Annotated in this window: 21 protein-coding genes; 7 read left to right on the top strand and 14 right to left on the bottom strand. The window is 71.3% G+C overall.

What is annotated here, in order from left to right:
- Positions 1 to 2 precede the first annotated feature (2 nt).
- Entirely contained in the window at positions 3 to 1,571 is a 1,569-nt protein-coding gene (locus AB0I38_RS29635) for an AMP-binding protein (RefSeq protein WP_358484627.1), read from the bottom strand.
- Positions 1,572 to 2,045: 474 nt separating this feature from the next.
- On the opposite strand from AB0I38_RS29635, the gene AB0I38_RS29630 reads away from it, so the two are divergent.
- The gene (locus tag AB0I38_RS29630) at positions 2,046 to 2,720 is read left to right on the top strand and encodes a YoaK family protein (RefSeq protein WP_358484619.1); all 675 of its coding nucleotides are present in this window, start codon (positions 2,046 to 2,048) and stop codon (positions 2,718 to 2,720) included.
- Positions 2,721 to 2,779: 59 nt separating this feature from the next.
- On the opposite strand, the gene AB0I38_RS29625 is transcribed toward AB0I38_RS29630, so the two are convergent.
- The 4 genes from AB0I38_RS29625 to AB0I38_RS29610 are packed head-to-tail and all read right to left on the bottom strand — an operon-like array spanning position 2,780 to position 4,538.
- Positions 2,780 to 3,118, bottom strand: a complete 339-nt coding sequence (locus AB0I38_RS29625; RefSeq protein ID WP_358484612.1) for a ScnB — start codon at positions 3,116 to 3,118, stop codon at positions 2,780 to 2,782.
- A complete protein-coding gene (gene scnC, locus AB0I38_RS29620) occupies positions 3,115 to 3,813 on the bottom strand; it encodes a thiocyanate hydrolase subunit gamma (RefSeq protein WP_358484604.1) in 699 nt (232 codons plus the stop codon). Before scnC ends, AB0I38_RS29625 begins: the two co-directional genes overlap by 4 nt.
- Positions 3,813 to 4,115, bottom strand: coding sequence for an SH3-like domain-containing protein (locus AB0I38_RS29615; RefSeq protein WP_358484592.1), 303 nt, complete (start codon positions 4,113 to 4,115; stop codon positions 3,813 to 3,815). The genes scnC and AB0I38_RS29615 overlap by 1 nt, the downstream gene beginning before the upstream one ends.
- Positions 4,116 to 4,538, bottom strand: a complete 423-nt coding sequence (locus AB0I38_RS29610) for a hypothetical protein (protein WP_358484576.1) — start codon at positions 4,536 to 4,538, stop codon at positions 4,116 to 4,118.
- Positions 4,539 to 4,821: 283 nt separating this feature from the next.
- On the opposite strand from AB0I38_RS29610, the gene AB0I38_RS29605 reads away from it, so the two are divergent.
- The 3 genes from AB0I38_RS29605 to AB0I38_RS29595 all read left to right on the top strand — a co-directional run bounded on the left by AB0I38_RS29605 (position 4,822) and on the right by AB0I38_RS29595 (position 6,386).
- The gene (locus AB0I38_RS29605; RefSeq protein ID WP_358484570.1) at positions 4,822 to 5,262 is read left to right on the top strand and encodes a (2Fe-2S) ferredoxin domain-containing protein; all 441 of its coding nucleotides are present in this window, start codon (positions 4,822 to 4,824) and stop codon (positions 5,260 to 5,262) included.
- A gap of 99 nt (positions 5,263 to 5,361) precedes the next feature.
- Positions 5,362 to 5,673 carry a hypothetical protein gene (locus AB0I38_RS29600; RefSeq protein WP_358484564.1) on the top strand — a complete coding sequence of 104 codons (312 nt, stop codon included), beginning with the start codon at positions 5,362 to 5,364 and terminating at the stop codon, positions 5,671 to 5,673.
- Between the two features lie 143 nt (positions 5,674 to 5,816).
- Positions 5,817 to 6,386, top strand: coding sequence for a histidine phosphatase family protein (locus AB0I38_RS29595; protein ID WP_358484556.1), 570 nt, complete (start codon positions 5,817 to 5,819; stop codon positions 6,384 to 6,386).
- On the opposite strand, the gene AB0I38_RS29590 is transcribed toward AB0I38_RS29595, so the two are convergent.
- The 8 genes from AB0I38_RS29590 to AB0I38_RS29555 form a co-directional block, all read right to left on the bottom strand.
- Positions 6,383 to 8,734 carry a glycoside hydrolase family 65 protein gene (locus AB0I38_RS29590; protein ID WP_358484547.1) on the bottom strand — a complete coding sequence of 784 codons (2,352 nt, stop codon included), beginning with the start codon at positions 8,732 to 8,734 and terminating at the stop codon, positions 6,383 to 6,385. The genes AB0I38_RS29595 and AB0I38_RS29590 overlap by 4 nt on opposite strands.
- Complete coding sequence (locus AB0I38_RS29585; protein WP_358484539.1) at positions 8,731 to 9,495, bottom strand: HAD family hydrolase; 765 nt, start codon at positions 9,493 to 9,495, stop codon at positions 8,731 to 8,733. The genes AB0I38_RS29590 and AB0I38_RS29585 overlap by 4 nt, the downstream gene beginning before the upstream one ends.
- Positions 9,496 to 9,724: 229 nt before the next feature.
- Positions 9,725 to 11,413 carry a glycosyl hydrolase family 18 protein gene (locus tag AB0I38_RS29580; protein ID WP_358484529.1) on the bottom strand — a complete coding sequence of 563 codons (1,689 nt, stop codon included), beginning with the start codon at positions 11,411 to 11,413 and terminating at the stop codon, positions 9,725 to 9,727.
- 136 nt (positions 11,414 to 11,549) lie between these two features.
- Positions 11,550 to 12,659 carry a bifunctional 3-oxoadipate enol-lactonase/4-carboxymuconolactone decarboxylase PcaDC gene (gene pcaDC, locus AB0I38_RS29575; protein ID WP_358484518.1) on the bottom strand — a complete coding sequence of 370 codons (1,110 nt, stop codon included), beginning with the start codon at positions 12,657 to 12,659 and terminating at the stop codon, positions 11,550 to 11,552.
- The gene (locus tag AB0I38_RS29570; protein ID WP_358484508.1) at positions 12,656 to 14,107 is read right to left on the bottom strand and encodes a lyase family protein; all 1,452 of its coding nucleotides are present in this window, start codon (positions 14,105 to 14,107) and stop codon (positions 12,656 to 12,658) included. The genes pcaDC and AB0I38_RS29570 overlap by 4 nt, the downstream gene beginning before the upstream one ends.
- Entirely contained in the window at positions 14,097 to 14,588 is a 492-nt protein-coding gene (gene pcaG, locus AB0I38_RS29565; RefSeq protein ID WP_358484499.1) for a protocatechuate 3,4-dioxygenase subunit alpha, read from the bottom strand. The genes AB0I38_RS29570 and pcaG overlap by 11 nt, the downstream gene beginning before the upstream one ends.
- On the bottom strand, positions 14,585 to 15,262 hold the full coding sequence (gene pcaH / locus AB0I38_RS29560; RefSeq protein ID WP_358484492.1) for a protocatechuate 3,4-dioxygenase subunit beta: 678 nt from the start codon (positions 15,260 to 15,262) through the stop codon (positions 14,585 to 14,587). Before pcaH ends, pcaG begins: the two co-directional genes overlap by 4 nt.
- Positions 15,263 to 15,332: 70 nt before the next feature.
- The gene (locus AB0I38_RS29555) at positions 15,333 to 16,490 is read right to left on the bottom strand and encodes a 4-hydroxybenzoate 3-monooxygenase (RefSeq protein WP_358484486.1); all 1,158 of its coding nucleotides are present in this window, start codon (positions 16,488 to 16,490) and stop codon (positions 15,333 to 15,335) included.
- A gap of 113 nt (positions 16,491 to 16,603) precedes the next feature.
- Between AB0I38_RS29555 and AB0I38_RS29550 the strand changes: the two genes are divergently transcribed.
- The 3 genes from AB0I38_RS29550 to AB0I38_RS29540 all read left to right on the top strand — a co-directional run bounded on the left by AB0I38_RS29550 (position 16,604) and on the right by AB0I38_RS29540 (position 19,502).
- A complete protein-coding gene (locus AB0I38_RS29550; protein ID WP_358484470.1) occupies positions 16,604 to 17,326 on the top strand; it encodes an IclR family transcriptional regulator in 723 nt (240 codons plus the stop codon).
- Between the two features lie 106 nt (positions 17,327 to 17,432).
- Complete coding sequence (locus AB0I38_RS29545; RefSeq protein ID WP_358484452.1) at positions 17,433 to 18,008, top strand: helix-turn-helix domain-containing protein; 576 nt, start codon at positions 17,433 to 17,435, stop codon at positions 18,006 to 18,008.
- 75 nt (positions 18,009 to 18,083) lie between these two features.
- Entirely contained in the window at positions 18,084 to 19,502 is a 1,419-nt protein-coding gene (locus AB0I38_RS29540) for an NAD(P)/FAD-dependent oxidoreductase (protein ID WP_358484439.1), read from the top strand.
- Here AB0I38_RS29540 and ligD read toward each other — a convergent pair.
- On the bottom strand, positions 19,486 to 20,685 hold the full coding sequence (gene ligD / locus AB0I38_RS29535) for a non-homologous end-joining DNA ligase (protein ID WP_358484432.1): 1,200 nt from the start codon (positions 20,683 to 20,685) through the stop codon (positions 19,486 to 19,488). The genes AB0I38_RS29540 and ligD overlap by 17 nt on opposite strands.
- Positions 20,686 to 20,773 lie beyond the last annotated feature (88 nt).

Below are 20,773 nucleotides of genomic sequence, written 5' to 3'. Positions count from 1 at the left end.
CCTCACTGGGGGACGGCGGCTCCTGGAGTGTGGAGCCCGTAGCGGGCGATCAGGTGTTGGTGGTCGGTCTTGCCGTTGGGCAGCACGGGCCAGTCGCCGATGACGGTGATCGTGGCGGGCACCAGGTGGCCGGGCAGGCGCTCACGCAGCCAGGCGATGAGCCGGTGGGGGTCCAGACGCGCGACACCGGGAGCGCGGGCCACGACGCACGCCACTCCCCGTTCGGTGGCCCCGACGACGGCCGCGTTGGAGATCCCGGGATGGGCGAGCAGGTGCTGCTCGACCGTCTCCGGGACCACGCGCATCCCGCGGATCTTGCGCATGCGGTCGTCGCGCCCGCTCCACACCAGGACGTCCTCGCGGAACGTGGCCCGGTCGCCGGTCTCCCAGCGCCGGACGGCGCAACCACTGTCCTGCCTCACCCCTCCGGCCAGATCGGTGCCGTCGACGTGCCCGAGCGCGATGCCCCTGCCGGTGACGACGATCTCCCCGGCCGGAGAGCCCGGCGCATCGCCGGCGGCGGGCCGCAGGCTGATCGACGCATGGTCCAGGGACGTGCCGACCGGCACCAAGGAGTCGGCCGGCTCCCTGCCGTCGACCCGGTGGGCGGCGACGATCCCGGTGGTCTCGGTGCAGCCGTACATGTTCCAGACCGTGGCCCTCGGCAGCAGCCGCCGGGTGCGGTGGGCCAGCCGGGCGTCGAGGGGCTCGCTGGCGAACAGCAGGCCGCGCACCGATGACAGCGCGGGGGCCAGTTCGCCGGCCGGCATCGCGTCCGTCACGGCCCGCCAGTACGACGGTGTCAGGTCCAGGTGCGTCACCCGGTGGGCGCGGACGAGGTCGGGCACGCCCCAGGGCAGGCGGATCCGGTCTTCGCCCGGCACGACGACCGTCGCCCCCCGGGCGAGGGGAAGGAGCAGCTCGCGGATCGAGGAGGAGAAGCCGAGCGGCGCGATCCCGAGACAGCGGTCCGCGCCGCTCAGGCCGAGCCCGGCCGGCAGCGCGTGCGCGTACTCGGCCAGCCCCGCGTGTCCGAGCAGCACGCCCTTGGGCAGGCCGGTGGAGCCGGAGGTGAACATGACGTAGGCCGGGCCGCACGGCACGGGCTCGGGAAGCGGCCCGCCCTCCCCTGCCGGAGGGCGCTTGAGCACGTCCAAGGCGTCCAACACCAGCCGATCTCCCGCGCCCTGTTCGGGCCGGTCCCTGGTCCTCTGCTCCAGCCGGTCCCCCGCATGCACCGGATGGACCAGGGCAGGCGATCGGCCTCCGGCCGCCTCGTCGACGAGCAGCGTCCGTACCGAGGCCGATTCGATCATGTGGGCCAGCAGCGGAGCTGGATAGAGGGGGTCGAGCGGCAGGTACACCGCGCCCGCCCGCATGATCCCGAGAGCGAGCGCGGGCGCGCGTTCGGATCGGCCCGATGCGAGCGCGACCACCTCGCCTCGCTCGACACCGGCGGCGGCCAGCCGGGCCGCGACGGTCGTGATCCCGCGCGCCAGTTCGCCGTAGGTCGTCTCGTGCTCACCGATGACCGCGGTCGTGCCGGGCTGCCGCGCGACGACCTCCGCCACCAGGGCCGGGAGGGTGCGCGGTCCCGGCCGGACCTGCCGGCGGCAGCCGGTGCCACACGGTTCATCGGAGTGCGGAGCCCCTGGGGAGGAACGGCGCACTGTCTCCTACCTCCGCGGTCTCTGGATCCCGAGCCGTGTCCGTGCCAGACCTGCGAGCAAGCCCCAACGGACGCCATCGGCCTATGTCGTCCTTCGTTCCGTCCACCGTTCAGTCTCGACTGATTGTCGGAAAAAAGCCACATTTCCTGGCCGGACCTGGATCCGGCGCCGAGTGAGAGGCGAGTCCCGAGTCGCCCGGTCTTGGGCTGATCCTCCGAAAGGTTTCCCAAAACACGGCGAGCGCAGCGTTCGGGACATGGGTCCGTTGCCTACCTTGCGGCAGGAGCGCTCAAGGAAACCGGCTGTGTGAGGGCACTAGTGACGGAGGGCCAAGGTGACCGTCGGGGACCCGATCCAGCACGCGAGGTGCCGGAGATGAGCAGCGGCACTCTCGGCTGGCCCGTCTGGGGCGCTCTCACCGTCATCAGCGGGATGGTCGACGCGATCGCCTACACGGCCCTCGCCCAGGTCTTCGCGGGCAACATGACGGGGAACCTGCTCATCATGGGCTTCGCCGCGGGCGGGGCGGCCCAGTTGTCGGTCGTCGCGACGCTCATCTCGCTGGTGAGCTTCTTCGTGGGGGCCGCGATGGGGGGCCAGCTGACCGCGAGAGTGACAGACGTCAGCCGCCGACTCCTCATCGGCTTCCCCGCCGAATCGGCCCTGCACGCGGTCGCCGCCGTGGCCGCGTTCTACCTGCCCGTCAAGACGGTCGCCGGGCAGTACCCGCTGATCGTCATCCTGGCGGTCACCATGGGCGCCCGTAACACCGTCATCCGCCGGCTCAAGATCACCGACATCAACACGACGGTGATCACCGGCACGTTGACCAACCTGGCGGCCGATTCGCTGCTGGGGACCGGCACCCGCACCCGGGCGGGCCGCCGGACGGGCCAGATCGGCGCGCTCGTCATCGGCGCCTTCGTCGGCACCGTGTGCCTTCTGAAGCTCGGGCTCCCCTGGGCGCTGACGATCATGGCCATCTTCAGTTGCCTGATAACGGCCGCCCACGTCCTCGCCGCGTTGCGTGCCCGATCCGGGCCGAGTTAGTGCACACACGAAAAGGGCGGTCGTCATGGTGCATCATGACGACCGCCGCGCGTCATGGGTCACTCCTCGTTGAGGCGTGCCCTGACGTCCTCCATCTTCCGCCGGAGCTCCGCCTCGGTGAAGAGCTCCTTGTCCATGAGCGAGTGGGCCACCACCAGCGCGGAGCGGGTCTGCACCGGAAACCTGGAGTAGATGGTCTCACCCAGCCGGTCCTCGGCGTTCCTGCGCTCCAGGTTGTCGAGCGCGCCGTGCTGGGACAGGCACTCGCAGGTCACCTGCATCCTCGACTCCCAGACGGCCACTTCGTGGTCCAGGCACCGCAGAGAGGTGTCGGTCCGCTCGCCGATGTCGTCGAGGGTCTCCATGAGCACGCCGTACGGCCGGCTGCCGTCGCTCATCGCCATCCTCCACCCGCCAGAGCCTGCGCCCTCTCGTCGGTCTTCCGGCCCGGAGCGGGCAGGGCGACACCGATCATGGTGTCGCGGGTGACGATCTCGGCGAGCTGCTCCTCGCTCCAGCCCTCGGTCCCCGCGGGACGCATGGGCATGACCATGAACCGCGACTTCTGGTTGGAGTCGTGCACGCGGACCTCGACGTCCGGCGGCAGGTGGAGCCCGAACTCGGCGAGCACCTCGCGAGGCCGCCGGACCATCCGCCGCCGGTAGCTCGGAGTCCGGTACCAGTCGGGAGACATGCCGAGGACCGGACGCGGATAGCAGGAGCACAGCGTGCACACGATCACGTTGTGCAACTGAGGGGTGTTCTCCAGCACGTAGAAGAAGGTGTAGTCACTGGGGGTCCCGGTGCCCGTCGGCTGGAGCCAGTCGATGCCCACCTCCTTGCACGCCTCCGTGCCGTTGGCGAGCAGGCGCTGCTTGAAGCCCGGGTCGACCCACGCCTTCGCGACCAGTTTCGAGCCTCCGTGTGGCCCGACGCCGTCGGCCCATTCGGAGAATCGGCGATGGTCGTCGGCGGAGAAGATCCCCTTCTCGATCGCCAGCTCCCGCACCGCGAGCTCCAGGATCTCGAACTCGCTGACGGTCGACGCCACCGGGAAGGTGGCGTGACCATCGTGGTGGTGGCTTCCACTCATTACTGCTCCTTATTCGCCGGCTCAAGCCAGCGTTCCGAGAACTCCGACTCCAGCGTGTCGACGTCGAATCCGGTGTAGTCCGGCCAGAGGTCCTTCTGCTTGAACCGCACCACGTAGAAGGGTTCCGTCCGGCTGTCCTCGATCTTGCCGAATGCCTCGTCCTCCGGGATCGCCCACTCGGGGCGGTGCTCCGTGACGACGCCCACGTGGCCGCGCGCGAACTTCTGCGTGCGGGTGTGGAACAGGCTCGTCTGGTTGCGAATGACGACCTGGTCACCGACGTTGAACTTCGGCGTGGCCATTTACCTGCTCCCCTCCATCCGGGTGCGGATCTCGTCGATCTTCTCGCCGAGTTCGTCGACCGTGATGAGCTGCTTGTCCACGAGCGACTTCGTGGCCACCGTGATCCAGCGGGCGTAGTAGGGCAACCCGAAGTACTGGGTCCCGCCCAGGTCGTTCTCGCGCCTGCGCCGCTCCTCGGAGTTCCACGCGCCACGCCAGCCCAGACACTCGCAGGTGACGTAGGTGTTCATCTCCCACTCCTCTTCGCCCTTTTCGAGGTAGGGCGCGGGAGGGTCGGTCTGGCCGCCCACGTCGTGGAGCACCGACCGCAGGGCGGCGTACAGCTCGTTCGAAATCGTGTACGGCGAGTCGAGCACGTCGCGCTCTTCCGGAGACAGGTGCCTGACCTTTTCCTGGAGCGTGTCATATGTAAGTCTCGTCATCTGGATTCTCCGTTCTGCCGAGAACGTCGAAAGGGGGTCTGCCCCAAATCGTGCGCTGGCAGAGCAAAGGCACAACAAAGACACCCTATAGCCTTCGACCCCCCCGTCGGGCGTGAAGCGCACGACAAGACTTTCCGATGTTTTGATTTCCGGACGCATGGCAATGAAGGCGGCCGCGGCTGATTTCCTAGAGTGAGATCCACGTTTCGTCTGGGGGTTCAACGGTGGCGCGACTGAAGGTGCGGGAGCCGATCGCGTGCGGCGCCGGGCGGGAGGTGGGCAGGTGAGCCGTGCCGCCTCCGCGACGGCCGAGCGCCTCGGCTGTCTCATCACCCTGTGCCGGGGCTGCTGCTGCGGCACCGCGAAGAAACATCCGGACGTCGACCACGAGGACCAGCCGGATCGGCTCCGCCGGAAGCTGACCCCGCCGTTCCGCATTCGCGTCGTCGCCGACTGCCTGGGCCCCTGCGCGCACTCGAACGTCGTCATCGTCACGCCGTCGCCCGAGGGGAGGGCCGCCGGCGGGCGGTCGGTCTGGCTGGGATTCGTCCTCGACGAACAGGTCATCGACGACATCGCCGCCTGGGTGGACACCGGCGGTCCCGGAATCGCCGACCTGCCCGCCATCCTGGACCTGCACGTCTTCACCCCGCCGCGCCGGGCGCACGCGACTTCCGCGCCAAGCGAGAATCCCAGCTCGGGACAGGCGGAGAATTCCGGCTGAACGCGGCGAGCCAGAAGGACGCGTGGGGTTATCGCGGCGATCGGCCGGGAAAGAACGGCACGGCAGTAATGAGACGACCAACTCAGAGGTGAGATAGGCATGGCTGAATTCGAAAAGAGACTTGCCTGCGTCATCAAGGCGGACGGCTCGATCGCCCGGGGATTCCTGGTGGACGACTGCCGATTCGACGGGACGAACGAATATGTCATCAGCTGGGGAGTGCCGCTCCAGGGCGAGGCGAAGACCAATTTCGCGGGCACGATAGGCAGCGCGCTGAAGGAACCGGTCTCCCCTGGCCTGATCACGGTCGGCCTGAACGACGAGCCGAACCAACTGGTGGTGCGCACCTTCGATCCGGACGGCACTCCGGCCGCGCGCTCGTTCCACATCGCCTGCTTCCGCGACCAGTGAGACGCGAGCGGTGAGAGCCGAACATGAAAGCCGTAAACCCGTCCCTGCCGTAGGAGACGCGGAGGGGATACAGTCTGCGTGGATCCCACGCCGCCCCGGGCGACTGGGCCGTCATCCCCGTCCTCCGATCCGAGCGGACCGACATGCTGCTCGTACGGCACGCCGGCACACCGGGCATGCGCAGGGCGTGTTTCCCGGCGAGGGAGCACGCTGATCCGGCGAGCCTGATCCGGGCCGCCGCCCTCATGCTCGGCACCGGGCCGCGGACGAAGGCGTTCGCCGCCCCCGTCCCCGCCGCCATGGCGACGGCAGAGGCGCTCGGTCTCGTGCCGACGGTCACGGCCGAGCTGGCCGACGCCGACTACGGCCGGTGGAGCGGTCTGCCCTACGGCGAGGTCGCCGCGGCCGATCCCGAGTCCTTCGCCGCGTGGCTCGGTGACCCGCACGCCGCTCCGCACGGCGGCGAGAGCCGGGCCGCGATGTCGGCGAGGGTGGTGCGCTGGCTGGAGTCAACGCCTCGCGGCCAGGACGTCGTCGCGTTCTGCGACGCCGGGCCGATCCGGGCCGTCCTCGGCCACGTGCTCGGGCTGACGGACGGTGCGCGGGCCCTGTTCGACCTGGTGCCCCTGTCCGTCACCAAGGTGACCGCCACTCGAGACGGCTGGCGCGTCGCCTACGTCAACCGGGTCGCCCCCACCCGGCGGGCGTCCTAGCCGGGCGAGCGGCGGATCGGGCGGCGGCCGGGTGGCTGCGTGGGCGCCTTGGACGGGCGCATCGACGGGATCGGGCGGCTGAGCGGCGCACCGACGGAGACCTTGCCCGGCCGTCCATGGTGCCGGATCCGGAGAGGCTCGCCGTCGAGCAGCGTGTAGGTGGCGGTTCCGGGGTTCATCTCGACCGTCAGCCGGCGTCCCAGCATGGAGATCGTGAACGAGACTCTCGTGAGCCCCGGGGGCAGGCGCGGCGCGAAGCTCAGGACGCCGGCGCGCTGCCGCAGTCCGGCGAACCCTTCGACCAGCGCGATCCAGGCGCCGACCAGCGACGCGATGTGCAGCCCGTTCCGGGTGTTGTGCTCGACGTCGTCGAGGTCCATCAACGCCGCCTCGGCCAGGTAGTCGTAGGCGAGGTCCAGGTGGCCGACCTCGGCGGCCACCACCGCCTGGGTGCAGGCCGAGAGCGAGGAGTCCCGTACGGTGATCTGTTCGTAGTAGGCGAAGTCGCGCGCCTTCTCCTCCGGGCTGAAGGCATCGCCGCGGCGGTGCAGCGCCAGGACGAGGTCGGCCTGCTTGACGACCTGCTTGCGGTAGAGATCGAAGTAGGGGAAGTGCAGCATCAGCGGATACTGCTCCGGCCTGGTCGCGCCGAAGTCCCACCTCTGGTGGCTGGTGAAGCCCTCCGACTGCTGATGGACGCCGAGCCGGTGGTCGTACGGCAGGAACATCGCCTGGGCGGCGTTGCGCCATTCGGCCATCTCCTCCTCGCCGACCCGCAGCTTCCGCGCCGACTCCGGGTGACGCTCGGCGGCCCGCGCGGCGGCGAGCAGGTTCTGCTGGGCCATCAGGTTGGTGTAGACGTTGTTGTCGGCGACCGCGCTGTACTCGTCCGGGCCGGTGACGCCGTCGATGCGGAAGGCGCCGTCGGCGTCGTGGTGGCCGAGCGAGCGCCACAGCCGGGCGGTCTCGACGAGGAGTTCCATCCCGGCGTCGGCCTCGAAGGCGTCGTCGCCGGTGACGTCGAGGTAGCGGATGACGGCGTCGGCGATGGCCGAGTTGACGTGGAACGCGGCGGTGCCGGCCGGCCAGTAGCCTGAGCATTCCTCCCCGTGGATGGTCCGCCAGGGGAAGGTCGCCCCGCGCAGCCCGAGCTGCGCGGCCCTGGCGGCGGCCATCGGCAGGGTGGTGTGCCGCCAGCGCAGCGCGTGGGCGACGGCGTCGGGCACGAGATAGGTCAGGACCGGGAGCACGAACGCCTCGCTGTCCCAGAAGCTGTGCCCGTCGTAGCCGCGCCCGGTGAGCCCCTTGGCCGGAATGCCCCTGCCCTCGGCGCGCGCGGTGGCCTGCAGCATGTGGAACAGCCCGAACCGCACCGCCTGCTGGATCTCGGGGTCGCCGTCCACCTGGACGTCGGCCCGGTTCCAGAAGTCGTCCAGGTAGCTCCGCTGGGCGGAGAGCAGTCCCTCCCAGCCGGTGTCGCGGGCCCCGGCGAGCGCCGCCTCGGCCTCGTCGCGTACCGCCGGGCGCGAACGGGACCCCGACCAGGAGTGGGCCACGAACTTGACCAGCCGGAGAGTCTCCCCGGCGGCGAGCGACGCCGTCACCGTCACCCGGCCCAGGTCGGGCGAGCTCTCCGCGACGACGTGGGTGCCGGGCGGCCCGTCGACGACGTGGTCCATCGCCACTGCCACGCGCAGGCCGCTGCGGCGGGTGGAGTGGACCAGCACCGAACGGGCGTCCCTGGCGGAGTTCTCCTCGCCCGTCAGCGGCGCGTCGAGCACCGCGGCGATCCGGGGATCGCCTCCGGGTTTGGGCAGCGGCTCGTTGGCGACGAGCTCCGACTGCACCACCACCCGCAGGGGCTCGTCGAGCGGCGTCACCTCGTAGCAGATCGCCGCGATCGCCCGCTGGGTCAGCGACACCAGCCGGACCGAGGACACCCGCACGGCGGACCCGTCAGGCGACTCCCATTCGGCCCGCCGGCTCAGCACACCCGCCCGGAAGTCCAGTGCCTGCTCGTGATCGCGCAGCCGCCCGTAGCGGACGTCGAACGGCTCGTCGTCGACGAGCAGGCGGATCACCTTGCCGTTGGTGATGTTGACGACGGTCTGCCCCGACTCGGGGTAGCCGTAGCCGGCCTCGGCGTAGGGCAGCGGATGGGACTCGTAGACGCCGGCCAGGTAACTGCCGGGCAGGCCGTGCGGCTCACCCTCGTCGAGGTTGCCGCGCCAGCCGAGGTGCCCGTTGGACAGCGCGAACAGCGACTCCGCCTGGGCGAGCACGTCCAGGTCGAGCCGGGTGCTCCGCAGCGCCCACGGCTCGCAGGTGAACGCCCCGTGGGTGATCATGACTGGTCCAGCAGGTCGGCGAGGTCGGACACCACCGTGTCGGCGCCGTGCTCGCGCAGCGCGGCCGCCTGCCCGCTCCGGTCGACCCCGACCACGAACCCGAACCCGCCGGCCCGCCCGGCCTGGACCCCCGACAGAGCGTCCTCGAACACCGCCGCGTGCTCCGGCTCCATGCCCAGGGCCCGCGCGGCGGCCAGGTACATGTCGGGCGCCGGTTTGCCCGCCAGGTGGTCGCGTGCCACGGTCCGCCCGTCGACGCGTTCCTCGAACAGGTCCTCGATGCCCGCGCCGGCCAGCATCTCCCGGCAGTTGGCGCTGGACGACACGACCGCCCGGCGCAGCCCGGCGTCCCGCGCCGCGCGCACGTAGCGGACCGATCCCGCGAACGACTCGACTCCGTCCTCGCGGACGTGCTCCAGCACCAGCTCGTTCTTGCGTTTCGCGAGGTTGTAGACGGTCTCCGCGTCCGGTGGATCCTGGGGGCCGCCTTCCGGCAGGGTGATCCCGCGAGAGGCCAGGAACGCGCGGGTGCCGTCGGCACGGGTCTTGCCGTCCACGTAGGTGTCATAGTCGCCGACCGGGTCGAAGGGGACCATCGGCTCGCCGGTCCGTTCGGCGCGTTCGCGCAGGAACGCGTCGAACATCTCTTTCCACGCGGCCGCGTGCAGCTTCGCCGTACGGGTGAGCACGCCGTCCATGTCGAACAGGCACGCCCGTATCCCGCCCGGCAGGCCCAGCCTCTCGGCGGCAGACGGCTCCATCGTGGTCGACCTCCTGAGCATCCGCGAACACGAACATCAGGTGGCTCGTGCGCGCATGGAGCACCGACCCGACCGTCACCAACCCCCCGACGTTCTCCTCGTACCCGCCCCTCGCGCCCGCTACCAGCGGAAACGGACTCGGCGGCGGGTGAACGACCGGACCGCCGCGCACGAGGAGCCGGGCCCTCGACCGAAAGGGCCCGGCTCCGCCGGTGGAACAGCCGGTGGATCAGCCGAGGCCGTTCCGCATCGCGGTGATCAGCTCACCGTTGGTGGTGTCGCCGCTGAGCTCCCAGAAGAACGCGCCGCCGAGGCCCTGGTCCTTCGAGTAGCCCATCTTGCCGCCGATCGTGCTCGGCGTGTCGTAGCTCCACCACTGGTTGCCGCAGTGGGCGTAGGCGGTGCCGGCGATGGTGCCGGTGGCGGGACAGCGGGTCTTGAGCACCTTGTAGTCCTCGATGCCCTGCTCGTACGTGCCCGGCGCCGCGCCGGTCGCCGTGCCGCCGGGGGCGGACTGGGTGACGCCGGTCCAGCCGCGGCCGTAGAAGCCGATGCCGAGCAGCAGCTTGCTCGCCGGGACGCCCTTGCTCTTGAGCTTCTGGATGGCGCTGTCGGAGTGGAAACCGGCCTGCGGGATGCCGGTGTAGGAGGTGAGCGGCGAGTGCGGGGCCGTCGGGCCCTGCGCCGCCCAGGCGCCGAAGTAGTCGTAGGTCATGACGTTGTACCAGTCGAGGTACTGGGCGGCGCCGCCGTAGTCGGCCGCGTCGATCTTGCCGCCGGAGGTGCCGTCGGCGGTGATGGCCGCGGTGACCAGGTTGCCGGAGCCGAAGCGGGTGCGCAGCGCCGACATCAGGTTCCGGAACGAGGCCGGTCCACTGGTGTCGCAGGTGAGGCCGCAGGCGTTCGGGTACTCCCAGTCGATGTCGATGCCGTCGAAGACGTCGGCCCAGCGCGGGTCCTCGACCAGCCGGTAGCAGGACTCGGCGAACGCCGCCGGGTTGGCCGCGGCCTGGCCGAAGCCGCCCGACCAGGTCCAGCCGCCGAACGAGAACAGCACCTTGAGGTTCGGGTGCTTCTGCTTGAGCTTGCGCAGCTGGTTGAAGTTGCCGCGCAGCGCGCCGGTGTCCCAGGTGTCGGCGACGCCGTCGACGCTCTCGGCGGCGGAGTAGAAGCGGTCGTAGTCGGCGTAGCTGTCGCCGATCGTGCACTGACCGTTCTGCACGTTGCCGAAGGCGTAGTTGATGTGGGTCAGCTTGGCCGCCGAGCCGCTGGTGTCGATGTTCTTGACGTGGTAGGCGCGCTGGTAGACGCCCCACTGGACGAAGTAGCCGAGGACCTTCTTGCCGCCCCCGCCCCCGCCGGTGGTGGTGGTCGCGGTGACGGTGTTGCTGTTGGCGGACTGGTTGCCGGCCGCGTCACGCGCCCGCACCGTGTACGAGTACGCCGTGCTCGCGCTCAGCCCACTGTCGGTGTAGGACGTGCCCGTCACCGTCGTGACCAGCGTCCCGCCCCGATAGACGCCGTAACCCGTCACGCCCACGTTGTCCGTCGAGGCGTTCCACGCCAGCGACACACTGCTCGACGACACCCCCGTCGAACGCAGGTTCCCCGGCACCGACGGCGCCGTCGTGTCGCCTCCGCCGCCACTGGTGACCTTCCAGAGGGCCGGGACGACGGGCGGCTCCCAGCCGGGCTGGGAGGTGTGGCTCTGTACGCATTCGTACTCGACGCCGTTGTAGGTGACCCGGGTGCCGGCCGTGTAGGCGGTCCATGCCGTCCATTCGGCGAGGACAGCCGAGCCGGCCGAAGTCGTGGTCGTGGCGCCGTAGGCGCCGGTCGGTGCGGCGACGACCGCGGTGAGCGGCAGCAGTAACGCCGCGAGTCCTGCGAGGATCTTGCTGAGGGCTCTGTGTCTCATGTTGCTCCGACATCCGTTGCTTGGGGGGTGGGATGGGAGTGGCCGAAGGAAACTATTAGTAAGGTTTCCTTTTAATTTAGAGATGACGGTAGCCCGTACCTGCGGAGCCGTCAATAACGAATTGACAACCCGGAGTTCAGAGTGTTTCGGCGAGCGTGCGCTGCGCCACGGCGAAGGCGGCGTTGGCGGCCGGGACCCCGCAGTAGATCGCGGTCTGCAGCAGGACTTCCTTGATCTCGTCGGGAGTGAGCCCGTTGCGCAGAGCCGCGCGCACGTGCATGGCCAGCTCCTCCAGGTGGCCACCGGCGACCAGCGCGGTCAGCGTGACACAGCTGCGGGTGCGGCGGTCGAGGCCGGGGCGGTTCCAGATCTCGTCCCAGGCGTAACGGGTGATGAGGTGCTGGAAGTCGGCGGTGAAACCGGTGGTGGCGGCCACGGCGCGGTCCACATGGGCGTCGCCGAGCACCTCGCGCCGGGTGCGCATCCCCGCGGACCAGCTCTCGGACCAGCTCGCGGAGCCCGCGAGGTGGTCGCCGATCGCGGCGGTCACGTCGCCGGCCCGCTCGACGCTCGCCAGGTGGGCCGCACCGGGGATGACCTTGAGCAGCGCCCCCGGGATGCCCGTGGCCAGGACGACCGCCTGGCCGACCGAGGTCGCGGGGTCGTCGGCACCGGCGATCACCAGCGTGGGGGCGGTGATCGCGCCGAGGCGGCCGGTCAGATCGCACTCCGCGAGCGCCTCGCAGCAGGTGGCGTACGACTCCGCGTCGACCTGCTCCAGCATGGCGATGATCCAGCCGCCGTCGAAGCCGGGAGTGAACCACCGGGACTCCAGCACCGGGGCGAGCGCCGCCGCCCCCCGCGCGCGGACCGTCGCCGCCCGCTCGTGCCACGGGCCCGGCCCGCCGAAGCGGGCGGCGGTGCAGCACAGCACCAGGCTGCTCACCCGGCCGGGCTCCCGCGCGGCGATCGCGGTGGCGACGGCGCCGCCGAGCGAGATGCCGCCGACCGCGAACCGCCCGTCCGCGACGAGGTCCAGCACGGCGCCCGCCAGGTCGTCGATGCTCATCCCTGCCGTCGCCGGCGCGGAGCCGCCGTGGCCGGGCAGGTCGTAGCGGAGCACCCGCCACTCCCGCGTGAGGGAGGCGAGCTGCGGCTGCCAGACGTCCAGTGTGGTGCCGAGCGAGGGGCCGAGCACCAGCAGCGGCGCGCCATCGGGACCGTCGACGCGGTAGTGGAGCTTCACCGGGAGTCTTCCTTCGACTGTTGAGCGGCCGACTGGTAGACGGTCAGGATACGGTCGACCAGCTCGGGGGCCGCCCCCAGGTATCCGGCCGGGTCGAGCAGCTCGCCGGGGACCTCCGGCGGCCCCTCGTCACGCAGGATCCGCTCCGCGGCGTCGCGCCCGTAGTGGACGGACAGCCGTTCGGACACCAGCATCGCGCCGGTCAGCTCGGCGTTGGCTCGCATCCGGCCGGGGAACACGTTCAGGCCCGCCAGCAGCTCGGCGGTCGTCTCGGCCGCTCCCCCGGTCAGTCGCAGGCACTCGCGCAGTGGCAGCCACTCCGCCTGCCACGCACCCGCCGCCCGCTCGTGCTCGCCCGCCGCGCCCAGCACGCTCGCGTACGCGGGCACCTGCAGCGACGCCGCCCTGACCAGCACGGACAGGGCAGGGTTGCGCTTGTGCGGCATGGCCGACGAGCCGCCCTTCGAGGACTCGGCGACCTCGCCCACCTCCGTCTGAGCCAGCCAGACGATGTCGGTGGCCACCTTGCCCAGCGCGCTCGCCGCCGCCGCCAGGGCCGACCCCAGCTCCGCCACGACCGACCGCTCCGCGTGCCACGGCACCGGCGGCGCCGCCAGCCCCAGCTCCTCGGCGTACAGGCTGACCACCCGCAACGCGGCACTCTCACCCGCGGCACTCGCGGTTTCGATGCCAGGACGTGCGGATTCGGCAAAGGGGCGCGCCGGGGCGAGGCCTTGATGCCGCAGGGCCTCGTGTTCAGTGAGGGCGGCGAGGGTGCCGGCGGCGCCGCCGAGCTGGGCCGGGAGACGCAGAGCGCGGAGCCGGTCGCGGGCGCGCAGCAGGCCCATGAGCCAGCCCGCCGCCTTCAGCCCGAATGTCGTCGGCACGGCCTGCTGTCCCAGCGTCCGGGCGGCCATCGGGGTGTCCCGGTGCCGCCGCGCCAGGTCGGCCAGCACGCGCATGGCCTCGTCCAGGTCGGCCACGATCACGGCGACCGCCCGCATCGCGACCAGCATGGCCGCGCTGTCCATGATGTCCTGGCTGGTCGCGCCCAGGTGCACGAGCCTGGCCGGGTCGCCCGCCGGGCTCTCGGACCCGGCGGCGTTTCGTACCGCCTCGCGTAGGTCGGAGACCAGGGGCACGATCGGGTTGGCGGAGTCGCGGGCGCGCCGGGCCAGGTCGCCGACGTCCACGACGAGTCCGGCGGCCGTGCGAGCGATCAGCTCGGCCGCCTCCTCCGGGATCAGACCGGCGCGGGCCTGCGCACGGGCGAGCGCTCCCTCCGCCTCCAGCATGGCCCGGAGCCACGCGTGGTCCGAGGTGACCCCTTCCACCCGTGTCCCCGCCCACACCGGCGCCAGCAACCCGCCATCGGCGACGCCGCCGGGAGTCGGCGGGACGCCGGGAGTCGGCGGGACGCCGGGAGTCGGCGGGACGTCAGAAGTCAAGGAACACCGTCTCCCCCGTCCCCTGCAGTCGTACGTCGAAGTGGTAGGAGTCGCCCGAACCGGTGGCGATCAGCGTCGGGCGCCGTGCGGGGTCGAGGCTGTCGAGCAGCGGGTCGGGCCGATCCTCAAGGTACACGCGGGTGAGCACGGACCGGAGCAGGCCCCGGGCGAAGATCTGCAGCGACAGGTACGGCCCGGACGGGCGGACCGTACGGAACCGGTAGGAGCCATCAGGAGCCGTGCCGCACCGCCCGAACCCGGACACCAGCCCGTCGCCACGCAGCAACGCGCCACGGTCGCCGGTGAATCCGAGCCACAGCTCCAGCAGCGCGTCGGGCACCGGCTCGCCGTCCCCGTCGAGCACCCGCCCGGACAGCGTGATCGCCTCGGGGTGTCCCTCCGGGACGAGCTCCCAGTCGTGCTCGTACGGCAGCGCGTAGCCGTAGAACGGCCCCACGGTCTGCGAGGGCGTGAGCGTCATGGCGTCTCCATGGGGGTGTCGCCGAGCACGATGTCGAACGCGTAGCCGAGCGCCCATTCGGGCTCGGTGAGCTCCAGGGAGAAGGCGGAGACGAGGCGTTCCCTGGCCGCGGCGTCGGGGATCGACTGCAGGATGGGGTCGAACGGCATCAGCGGGTCGCCCGGGAAGTACATCTGGGTGATCAGCCGCTCGGTGAACGCCCGCCCGAAGACGGAGAAGTGGATGTGGGCGGGGCGCCAGGCGTTGTTGTGGTTGCGCCACGGGTAGGCGCCGGGCTTGATCGTGACGAACCGGTAGCGGCCTTCCGCGTCGGTGACGCAGCGGCCGGCGCCGGTGAAGTTGGGGTCGAGCGGCGCCGGATGCTGGTCGCCCTGGTGGATGTAGCGCCCGGCGGAGTTGGCCTGCCAGACCTCGACCAGCGTGTCGCGTACGGGCCGTCCGTCGCTGTCGAGCACGCGCCCGGTGACGGTGATGCGCTCGCCGATCGGCTCGCCGGAGTGCTGCCTGGTCAGGTCGGCGTCGAGCGCGCCGACCTCGTCGTGGCCGAAGACGGGGCTGGTCAGCTCGATCGCGTCGGGGTCGGCCTTGAACGGCACCGGCGCCTGCGCGGGCGCCCGCAGGAGCGTGCTGCGGTATCCGGGGCTCTGGTTCGGCGGATGTGGCGAATGGGTCATGGCTGTCCTCAGGGGGTCATGATTCGGGTTCGGGCTCGGCGCGAGGCCGGGACACGCCGGGTGGTCTCGCTCACCACGGGAGCCCCACGTAGTTCTCGGCCAGGGTGGTCGCCGCCGCGTCGGAGGAGGTCACGTAGTCGATGTGGGAGCGCTGCAGCCGCCGGCCGTAGTCGTCGTCGGAGTCGAACGTGTGCAGCAGCGTCGTCATCCACCAGGAGAAGTGCTGGGCCCGCCAGACCCGCTTGAGGCACGCATCGGAGTAGCCGTCGAGCAGGCCGGTCGAGCCCGTCGAGAAGAAGCGGTCGAGCGCCTCGGTCAGCACCCGCACGTCGGCCACGGCCAGGTTGAGCCCCTTGGCCCCGGTGGGCGGCACGATGTGGGCGGCGTCTCCGGCGAGGTAGAGCCTGCCGTACTGCATGGGCTCGGTGACGAAGCCGCGCATCGGCGTGACGCCCTTCTCGATGATCCGCCCGGTGGTGAGCGTGAAGCCGGGCACGGTCTCCAGCCGGGCCTTCAGCTCGTCCCAGATCCGCTCGTCGGGCCATTCCTCGGTGGTGGCGTCGGGCGGCACCTGCAGGTAGAAGCGGCTGACCGTGGGCGAGCGCATGCTGTGCAGGGCGAAGCCGCGCTCGGTCTGGCTGTAGATGAGCTCCTCGGACGAGGGCGCCACCTCGGCCAGGACGCCGAGCCAGGCGAAGGGGTAGTCGCGCTCGAAGAAGCTCAGCACGCCGTCGGGGACGGACGGCCTGGACACGCCGTGGAAGCCGTCGCAGCCGGCGATCACGTCGCAGTCGAGCCGCTCGCCGCCGAACGTCAGGTACGGCTCCGCCTCCAGCCCGTGCAGGGCGACGTCCTCGACCTCGAAGCGGACGTCGCCGCCCGCCTCCAGCCTGGCGGCGATCAGGTCCTTGACCACCTCCTGCTGGCCGTACACGGTGATGGACCTGCCGGGCACGAGCTTCTCGAACGCGATGCGGTGGCCGGCGCCGCCGTACCTGAGCTCGATGCCGTGGTGCGGCAATCCCTCACGCAGCAGGCGCGCGCCGACGCCCGCCTCGACCAGCGTGTCGACGGTGCCCTGTTCCAGCACCCCGGCGCGCACGCGCCGTTCCACGTAGTCGCGGCTGCGCTTCTCCAGCACCACCGAGGAGATGCCGCGCAGGTGGAGGAGGTGGGACAGGAGCAGTCCCGCGGGGCCCGCCCCGATGATCCCGACCTGAGTACGCATGGGGCAAGCATCCCTCCTCCCCGCCCCGATGGCCGAGGGCTCTCTTCCACTGAGCGGAAGAACCGTGCAGGGTTCACCCTATGGCAGGTGGTTCGCGACAAGCGGGACGAACGGTGACGTCCAAGGTGCTGGCGCTGCTGGGCGCGTTCGACGCCGCTCACCCGCAGCTCAGCCTGACCGAGCTGGCCGGCCGCGCCGGGATGCCGCTGAGCACCGCCCACCGGCTGGTGGCCGAGCTGGAGCAGTGGCAGGCGCTGAGCCGCACGCCCGACGGGCGGCTGCGAATCGGCATGCGGCTGTGGGAGCTCGGGCAGCTCGCGCCCGCCCGGCTGCAGGACGTGGCGCACCCGTGGCTGCAGGAGCTGTTCGCCGCCACCGGCGAGAACGTGCACCTGGCCGTCCGCGACGGGCTGGAGGTGCTGTACGTCGACAAGGTGCACGGCCGGCGGGCGGTGCCGATCGTGTCCAGGACCGGCGGCCGGCTGCCCATGCACCCGACCGGTGTGGGCCGGGCGCTGCTGGCCTACGAACCCGACTGGTTCGTCCAGGCCTACCTGGCGCGCGAGCTGGAGCGGCCGACCCCGCACACGATCACCGAGCCGGGGCGGCTGTCGCGCGAGCTGGCCCTGGTGCGCACCCAGGGCTACGCGACGACGTACGAGGAGATGACGCTCGGCTCGTGCTCGGCGGCGGCGCCGGTGCTGGTCGACGGCCGGGCGATCGCCGCGCTCGGCATCGTGCTGACCTCCAGGCGGGCCCGCGAGCTGCACCGGCTGATCGAGCCGCTGCGCGCCGCCGCCGCCGAGATCGCCCGCGCCTGCGCCGCCGCCGCGTGATGCGCATTTGTTATGTAACGCCCTCTTGCTGGGGTTTCAGCATCGTCTGTACGGTCCTTTCATCATCACTGAACAGTCTGTTCAGTGGAGTCGATCGAGAGGTTCGATGACGGAGTCGGAGACCGCCCGGCTTGGCGCGCGCATCCGGGCGTACCGGACCATGCGCCGGCTGACCGTGCGCGGCCTCGCGGGCCTGGCCGGGGCCAGCCCGAGCTTCGTCAGCCAGCTCGAACGCGGCCAGACCAGCGCGAGCGTGGGCATGCTGCGCCGGATCTCCGGAGCCCTCGGCATCACCGTGGCCGACCTGTTCAACGAGGACGACGGAGCCGGCCACCGGGTCGTGCGCCGGTTAGAGCGCCCCGAGCTGCCCGCGGGGCCGGGCACCCGCAAATACCTGATCTCCCAGCGTCCGCTGCAGAACCTCGAGGTCTACGCCGGTGAGTTCGAACCCGGCGCCTCCACCGGCGGCGAGCCGTACTCACACGGCGACTCGCAGGAGATCCTGCTCGTGCTCCGCGGCCGGATCACCGTCTGGCTCGGACCGCCGGCGGAGGCGGTCGCGAACGCGCTCGGCCCGGGTGACAGTGTGGAGTACCGCACGTCGATCCCGCATCGCGTGGTCAACGACGGCGACGGGACCGCCGAGGTCCTGTGGGTGGTCAGCCCGCCCACGCCGCTCTGACCGCCCCGCACGTCACGCGCGTCGCGGAGTCCTCGTACCCGTTCCCGAACAACCCGATGTGGAGGCATTCCTCACGTGAAACACGGCATCCCGCTCACCGGCGACTTCGCCAACGGCGACGTCTCCTTCTGGTACCGGCAGATCGGCCTGCCCGGCCGCCGGGCGGCGCTGCCCGGCCCGCGTGAGTACGACGTGGCGATCGTCGGCGGCGGCTACACGGGCCTGTGGACCGCCTACTACCTGAAGAAGGCCGACCCGGGGCTGCGCGTGGCGATCCTGGAGAAGGAGTTCGCCGGGTTCGGCGCGTCGGGACGCAACGGCGGCTGGCTGTCGGCCGAGTTCGCGGGCTCGCGCGAGCGGCACGCCAAGGCGCGCGGCCGGCAGGCGATGATCGACCTGCAGCGGGCGATGTTCGGCGCGGTCGACGAGGTGATCGACGTGACGCGCGGGGAGGGCATCGACGCCGACATCCACAAGAGCGGGATGATCAACGTCGCGACCAATCCGGCACAGCGCCGCCGGCTGCGCGCGGAGGTCGCCGACCTGCGCACCTGGGGCTACGAGGAGGACGACTACCGGCTGCTGGACCGCGACGAGCAGGGCGAACGCCTGCGAGTGGCGGGCGCGCTGGAGGCCGCCTACTCCCCGCACTGCGCCCGCATCCAGCCGGCGAAGCTTGCCATCGGGCTGGCCGGGGTCGTCGCCGGGCTCGGCGTGGACATCTTCGAGAACACCACGGTGACCGAGATCCGCCCCCGCCAGGGCGGCAAGGCGTCGGCCGTCACGACGCGCGGCGTGGTCTCGGCCGACTACGTCATCCGCGCCACCGAGGGCTTCACCGCCGGTCTCGCCGGCCAGCACCGGCAGTGGCTGCCGATGAACAGCTCGATGATCGTCACTGAGCCGTTGCCCGCCGAGGTGTGGAAGCACATCGGCTGGACGGGCGGCGAGCTGCTCGGTGACCAGGCGCACGCCTACATCTACGCACAGCGCACCGCCGACGACCGGATCGCGATCGGTGGTCGCGGGGTGCCCTACAGGTACGGCTCCCGCACCGACGACCGGGGCGCCACCCAGGCGCAGACGGTGGCGCTGCTCTGGCGGATGCTGGTCAGGTTGTTCCCCGCCGCGGCGGACGTGCGGGTCCAGCACGCGTGGTGCGGGGTGCTCGGCGTGCCGCGCGACTGGTGCTCGACCGTGCACCTCGACCATGCCAGCGGGCTGGGCTGGGCGGGCGGCTACGTGGGCAGCGGGGTGACCACCACCAACCTGGCCGGTCGCACCCTGCGGGATCTCGTGCTGCGCCGCGACACCGAGCTGACCGCGCTGCCGTGGGTGGGCCGGCAGGTGCGCCAGTGGGAGCCGGAGCCGCTGCGGTGGGCCGGGGTGCAGCTCATCTACACGTTGTTCCGCGCCGCCGACCGCCACGAGAACGAACGGGGCACCACCACCTCGGTCTACGCGCGGCTGGCCAACCTCATCTCGGGTCGCTGAGGCCACCCCACGGGTCGTAGTCGACCTCCAGCGGCTCCTGCACGGGCCGCTCGGCCTCGGGCACGTGCTGGAGGTTGACGCGGATCCGATACCACACGCTGCTGCGCCCCCGCATGCCGTCGACCAGCACGTCGGCGGGCCGCAGCAGCGCGGCGACCTCGGGGTGGCGGGCCTTCCAGCGCTCGAACCCGGCCATCGCCTCGTCCTTGTGCTCGGCCCTGGCGATCTCGATCACCGGCAGCACCTGACGCCTGCGGCCCTCGCCCTTGGGCGGTTTGGGCGCGGGCCCCAGCGACTCGGCCAGCTCCAGCAGCCCGTCGAGCGAGCCCGCGTGCAGGTCGATGTCCTCCCACGGATCGCCGATCTCGGCCAGCCGCGCCGGCACGGTGTCGACGGTGAACGCCTCGGGCCGGCAGCCGGGCACCTCGTCCCAGGTCAGCGGTGTGGACACCCGGGCGTCGGGCACGGCCCGCACGGAGTAGGCGGAGGCCACCGTGCGGTCGTAGGCGTTCTGGTTGAAGTCGACGAACACCCCGTGGCGCTCCTCCTTCCACCAGCGGCTGGTGGCGATCTCGGGGGCGCGCCGCTCGACCTCCCGGGCCACCGCCTCGGCCGCCCTGCGCAGGTCGGCGAACGGGCGGCGCGGCTCGATCCGGGCGTAGACGTGGAAGCCACGCGACCCCGACGTCTTGGGCCACGCGGTCAGCCCGTGGTCAGCCAGCACCTCGCGCGCCACCTGCGCGGTGCGCAGCACGTCGGCCCACTCGACGCCGGGCACCGGGTCGAGGTCGATCCGCAGCTCGTCGGGGTGGGCCAGGTCGCCCGCCCGCACCGGGTGCGGGTTGAGGTCGACGCAGCCCAGATTGACCACCCAGGCCAGCTGGGCCAGGTCGCGGGCCACGACCTCGTCGGCGCTCAGCCCGGACCGGTAGCGCAGCGTGGCCACCTCGATCCAGTCAGGCCGCTTGGCCGGGGCGCGCTTCTGGAAGAACGCCTCCTCCTCGATGCCGCGGGTGAACCGCTTGAGGATCATCGGCCGACCGGCCACGCCCCGCAGCGCCGCCTCGCCCACCGCCAGGTAGTAGCGGACCAGGTCGAGCTTGGTGTGGCCGGTGCGCGGGAAGACCACCTTGTCAGGATTGCTGATGTGGACGTCGCGGCCGGCGACCTCGATGTCAGACATGTGGTCAAGATACGCGCACGCCCCGACAGAAGGGCCAAGGCCTCGCCCCGGATTCTCACCACTCAGCACAGGCGCAATGACAGGATGT

This window comes from Nonomuraea cavernae (assembly GCF_040655715.1).
Lineage (GTDB): Bacteria > Actinomycetota > Actinomycetes > Streptosporangiales > Streptosporangiaceae > Nonomuraea > Nonomuraea cavernae_A.
Note: the sequence above shows the minus strand (reverse complement) of the source record. Positions and strands in the feature narration are given on the sequence as shown.

What these genes read in the sequence shown, in the direction of transcription:
- AB0I38_RS29630 (WP_358484619.1), top strand. Translation starts at nt 2,046, where the DNA reads ATGAGCAGCGGCACTCTCGGCTGGCCCGTCTGGGGCGCTCTCACCGTC.
- AB0I38_RS29625 (WP_358484612.1), bottom strand. Translation starts at nt 3,118, where the DNA reads ATGAGCGACGGCAGCCGGCCGTACGGCGTGCTCATGGAGACCCTCGAC.
- scnC (WP_358484604.1), bottom strand. Translation starts at nt 3,813, where the DNA reads ATGAGTGGAAGCCACCACCACGATGGTCACGCCACCTTCCCGGTGGCG.
- AB0I38_RS29615 (WP_358484592.1), bottom strand. Translation starts at nt 4,115, where the DNA reads ATGGCCACGCCGAAGTTCAACGTCGGTGACCAGGTCGTCATTCGCAAC.
- AB0I38_RS29610 (WP_358484576.1), bottom strand. Translation starts at nt 4,538, where the DNA reads ATGACGAGACTTACATATGACACGCTCCAGGAAAAGGTCAGGCACCTG.
- AB0I38_RS29600 (WP_358484564.1), top strand. Translation starts at nt 5,362, where the DNA reads ATGGCTGAATTCGAAAAGAGACTTGCCTGCGTCATCAAGGCGGACGGC.
- AB0I38_RS29595 (WP_358484556.1), top strand. Translation starts at nt 5,817, where the DNA reads ATGCTGCTCGTACGGCACGCCGGCACACCGGGCATGCGCAGGGCGTGT.
- AB0I38_RS29590 (WP_358484547.1), bottom strand. Translation starts at nt 8,734, where the DNA reads ATGATCACCCACGGGGCGTTCACCTGCGAGCCGTGGGCGCTGCGGAGC.
- AB0I38_RS29585 (WP_358484539.1), bottom strand. Translation starts at nt 9,495, where the DNA reads ATGGAGCCGTCTGCCGCCGAGAGGCTGGGCCTGCCGGGCGGGATACGG.
- AB0I38_RS29580 (WP_358484529.1), bottom strand. Translation starts at nt 11,413, where the DNA reads ATGAGACACAGAGCCCTCAGCAAGATCCTCGCAGGACTCGCGGCGTTA.
- pcaG (WP_358484499.1), bottom strand. Translation starts at nt 14,588, where the DNA reads ATGACGCTCACGCCCTCGCAGACCGTGGGGCCGTTCTACGGCTACGCG.
- pcaH (WP_358484492.1), bottom strand. Translation starts at nt 15,262, where the DNA reads ATGACCCATTCGCCACATCCGCCGAACCAGAGCCCCGGATACCGCAGC.
- AB0I38_RS29555 (WP_358484486.1), bottom strand. Translation starts at nt 16,490, where the DNA reads ATGCGTACTCAGGTCGGGATCATCGGGGCGGGCCCCGCGGGACTGCTC.
- AB0I38_RS29545 (WP_358484452.1), top strand. Translation starts at nt 17,433, where the DNA reads ATGACGGAGTCGGAGACCGCCCGGCTTGGCGCGCGCATCCGGGCGTAC.
- ligD (WP_358484432.1), bottom strand. Translation starts at nt 20,685, where the DNA reads ATGTCTGACATCGAGGTCGCCGGCCGCGACGTCCACATCAGCAATCCT.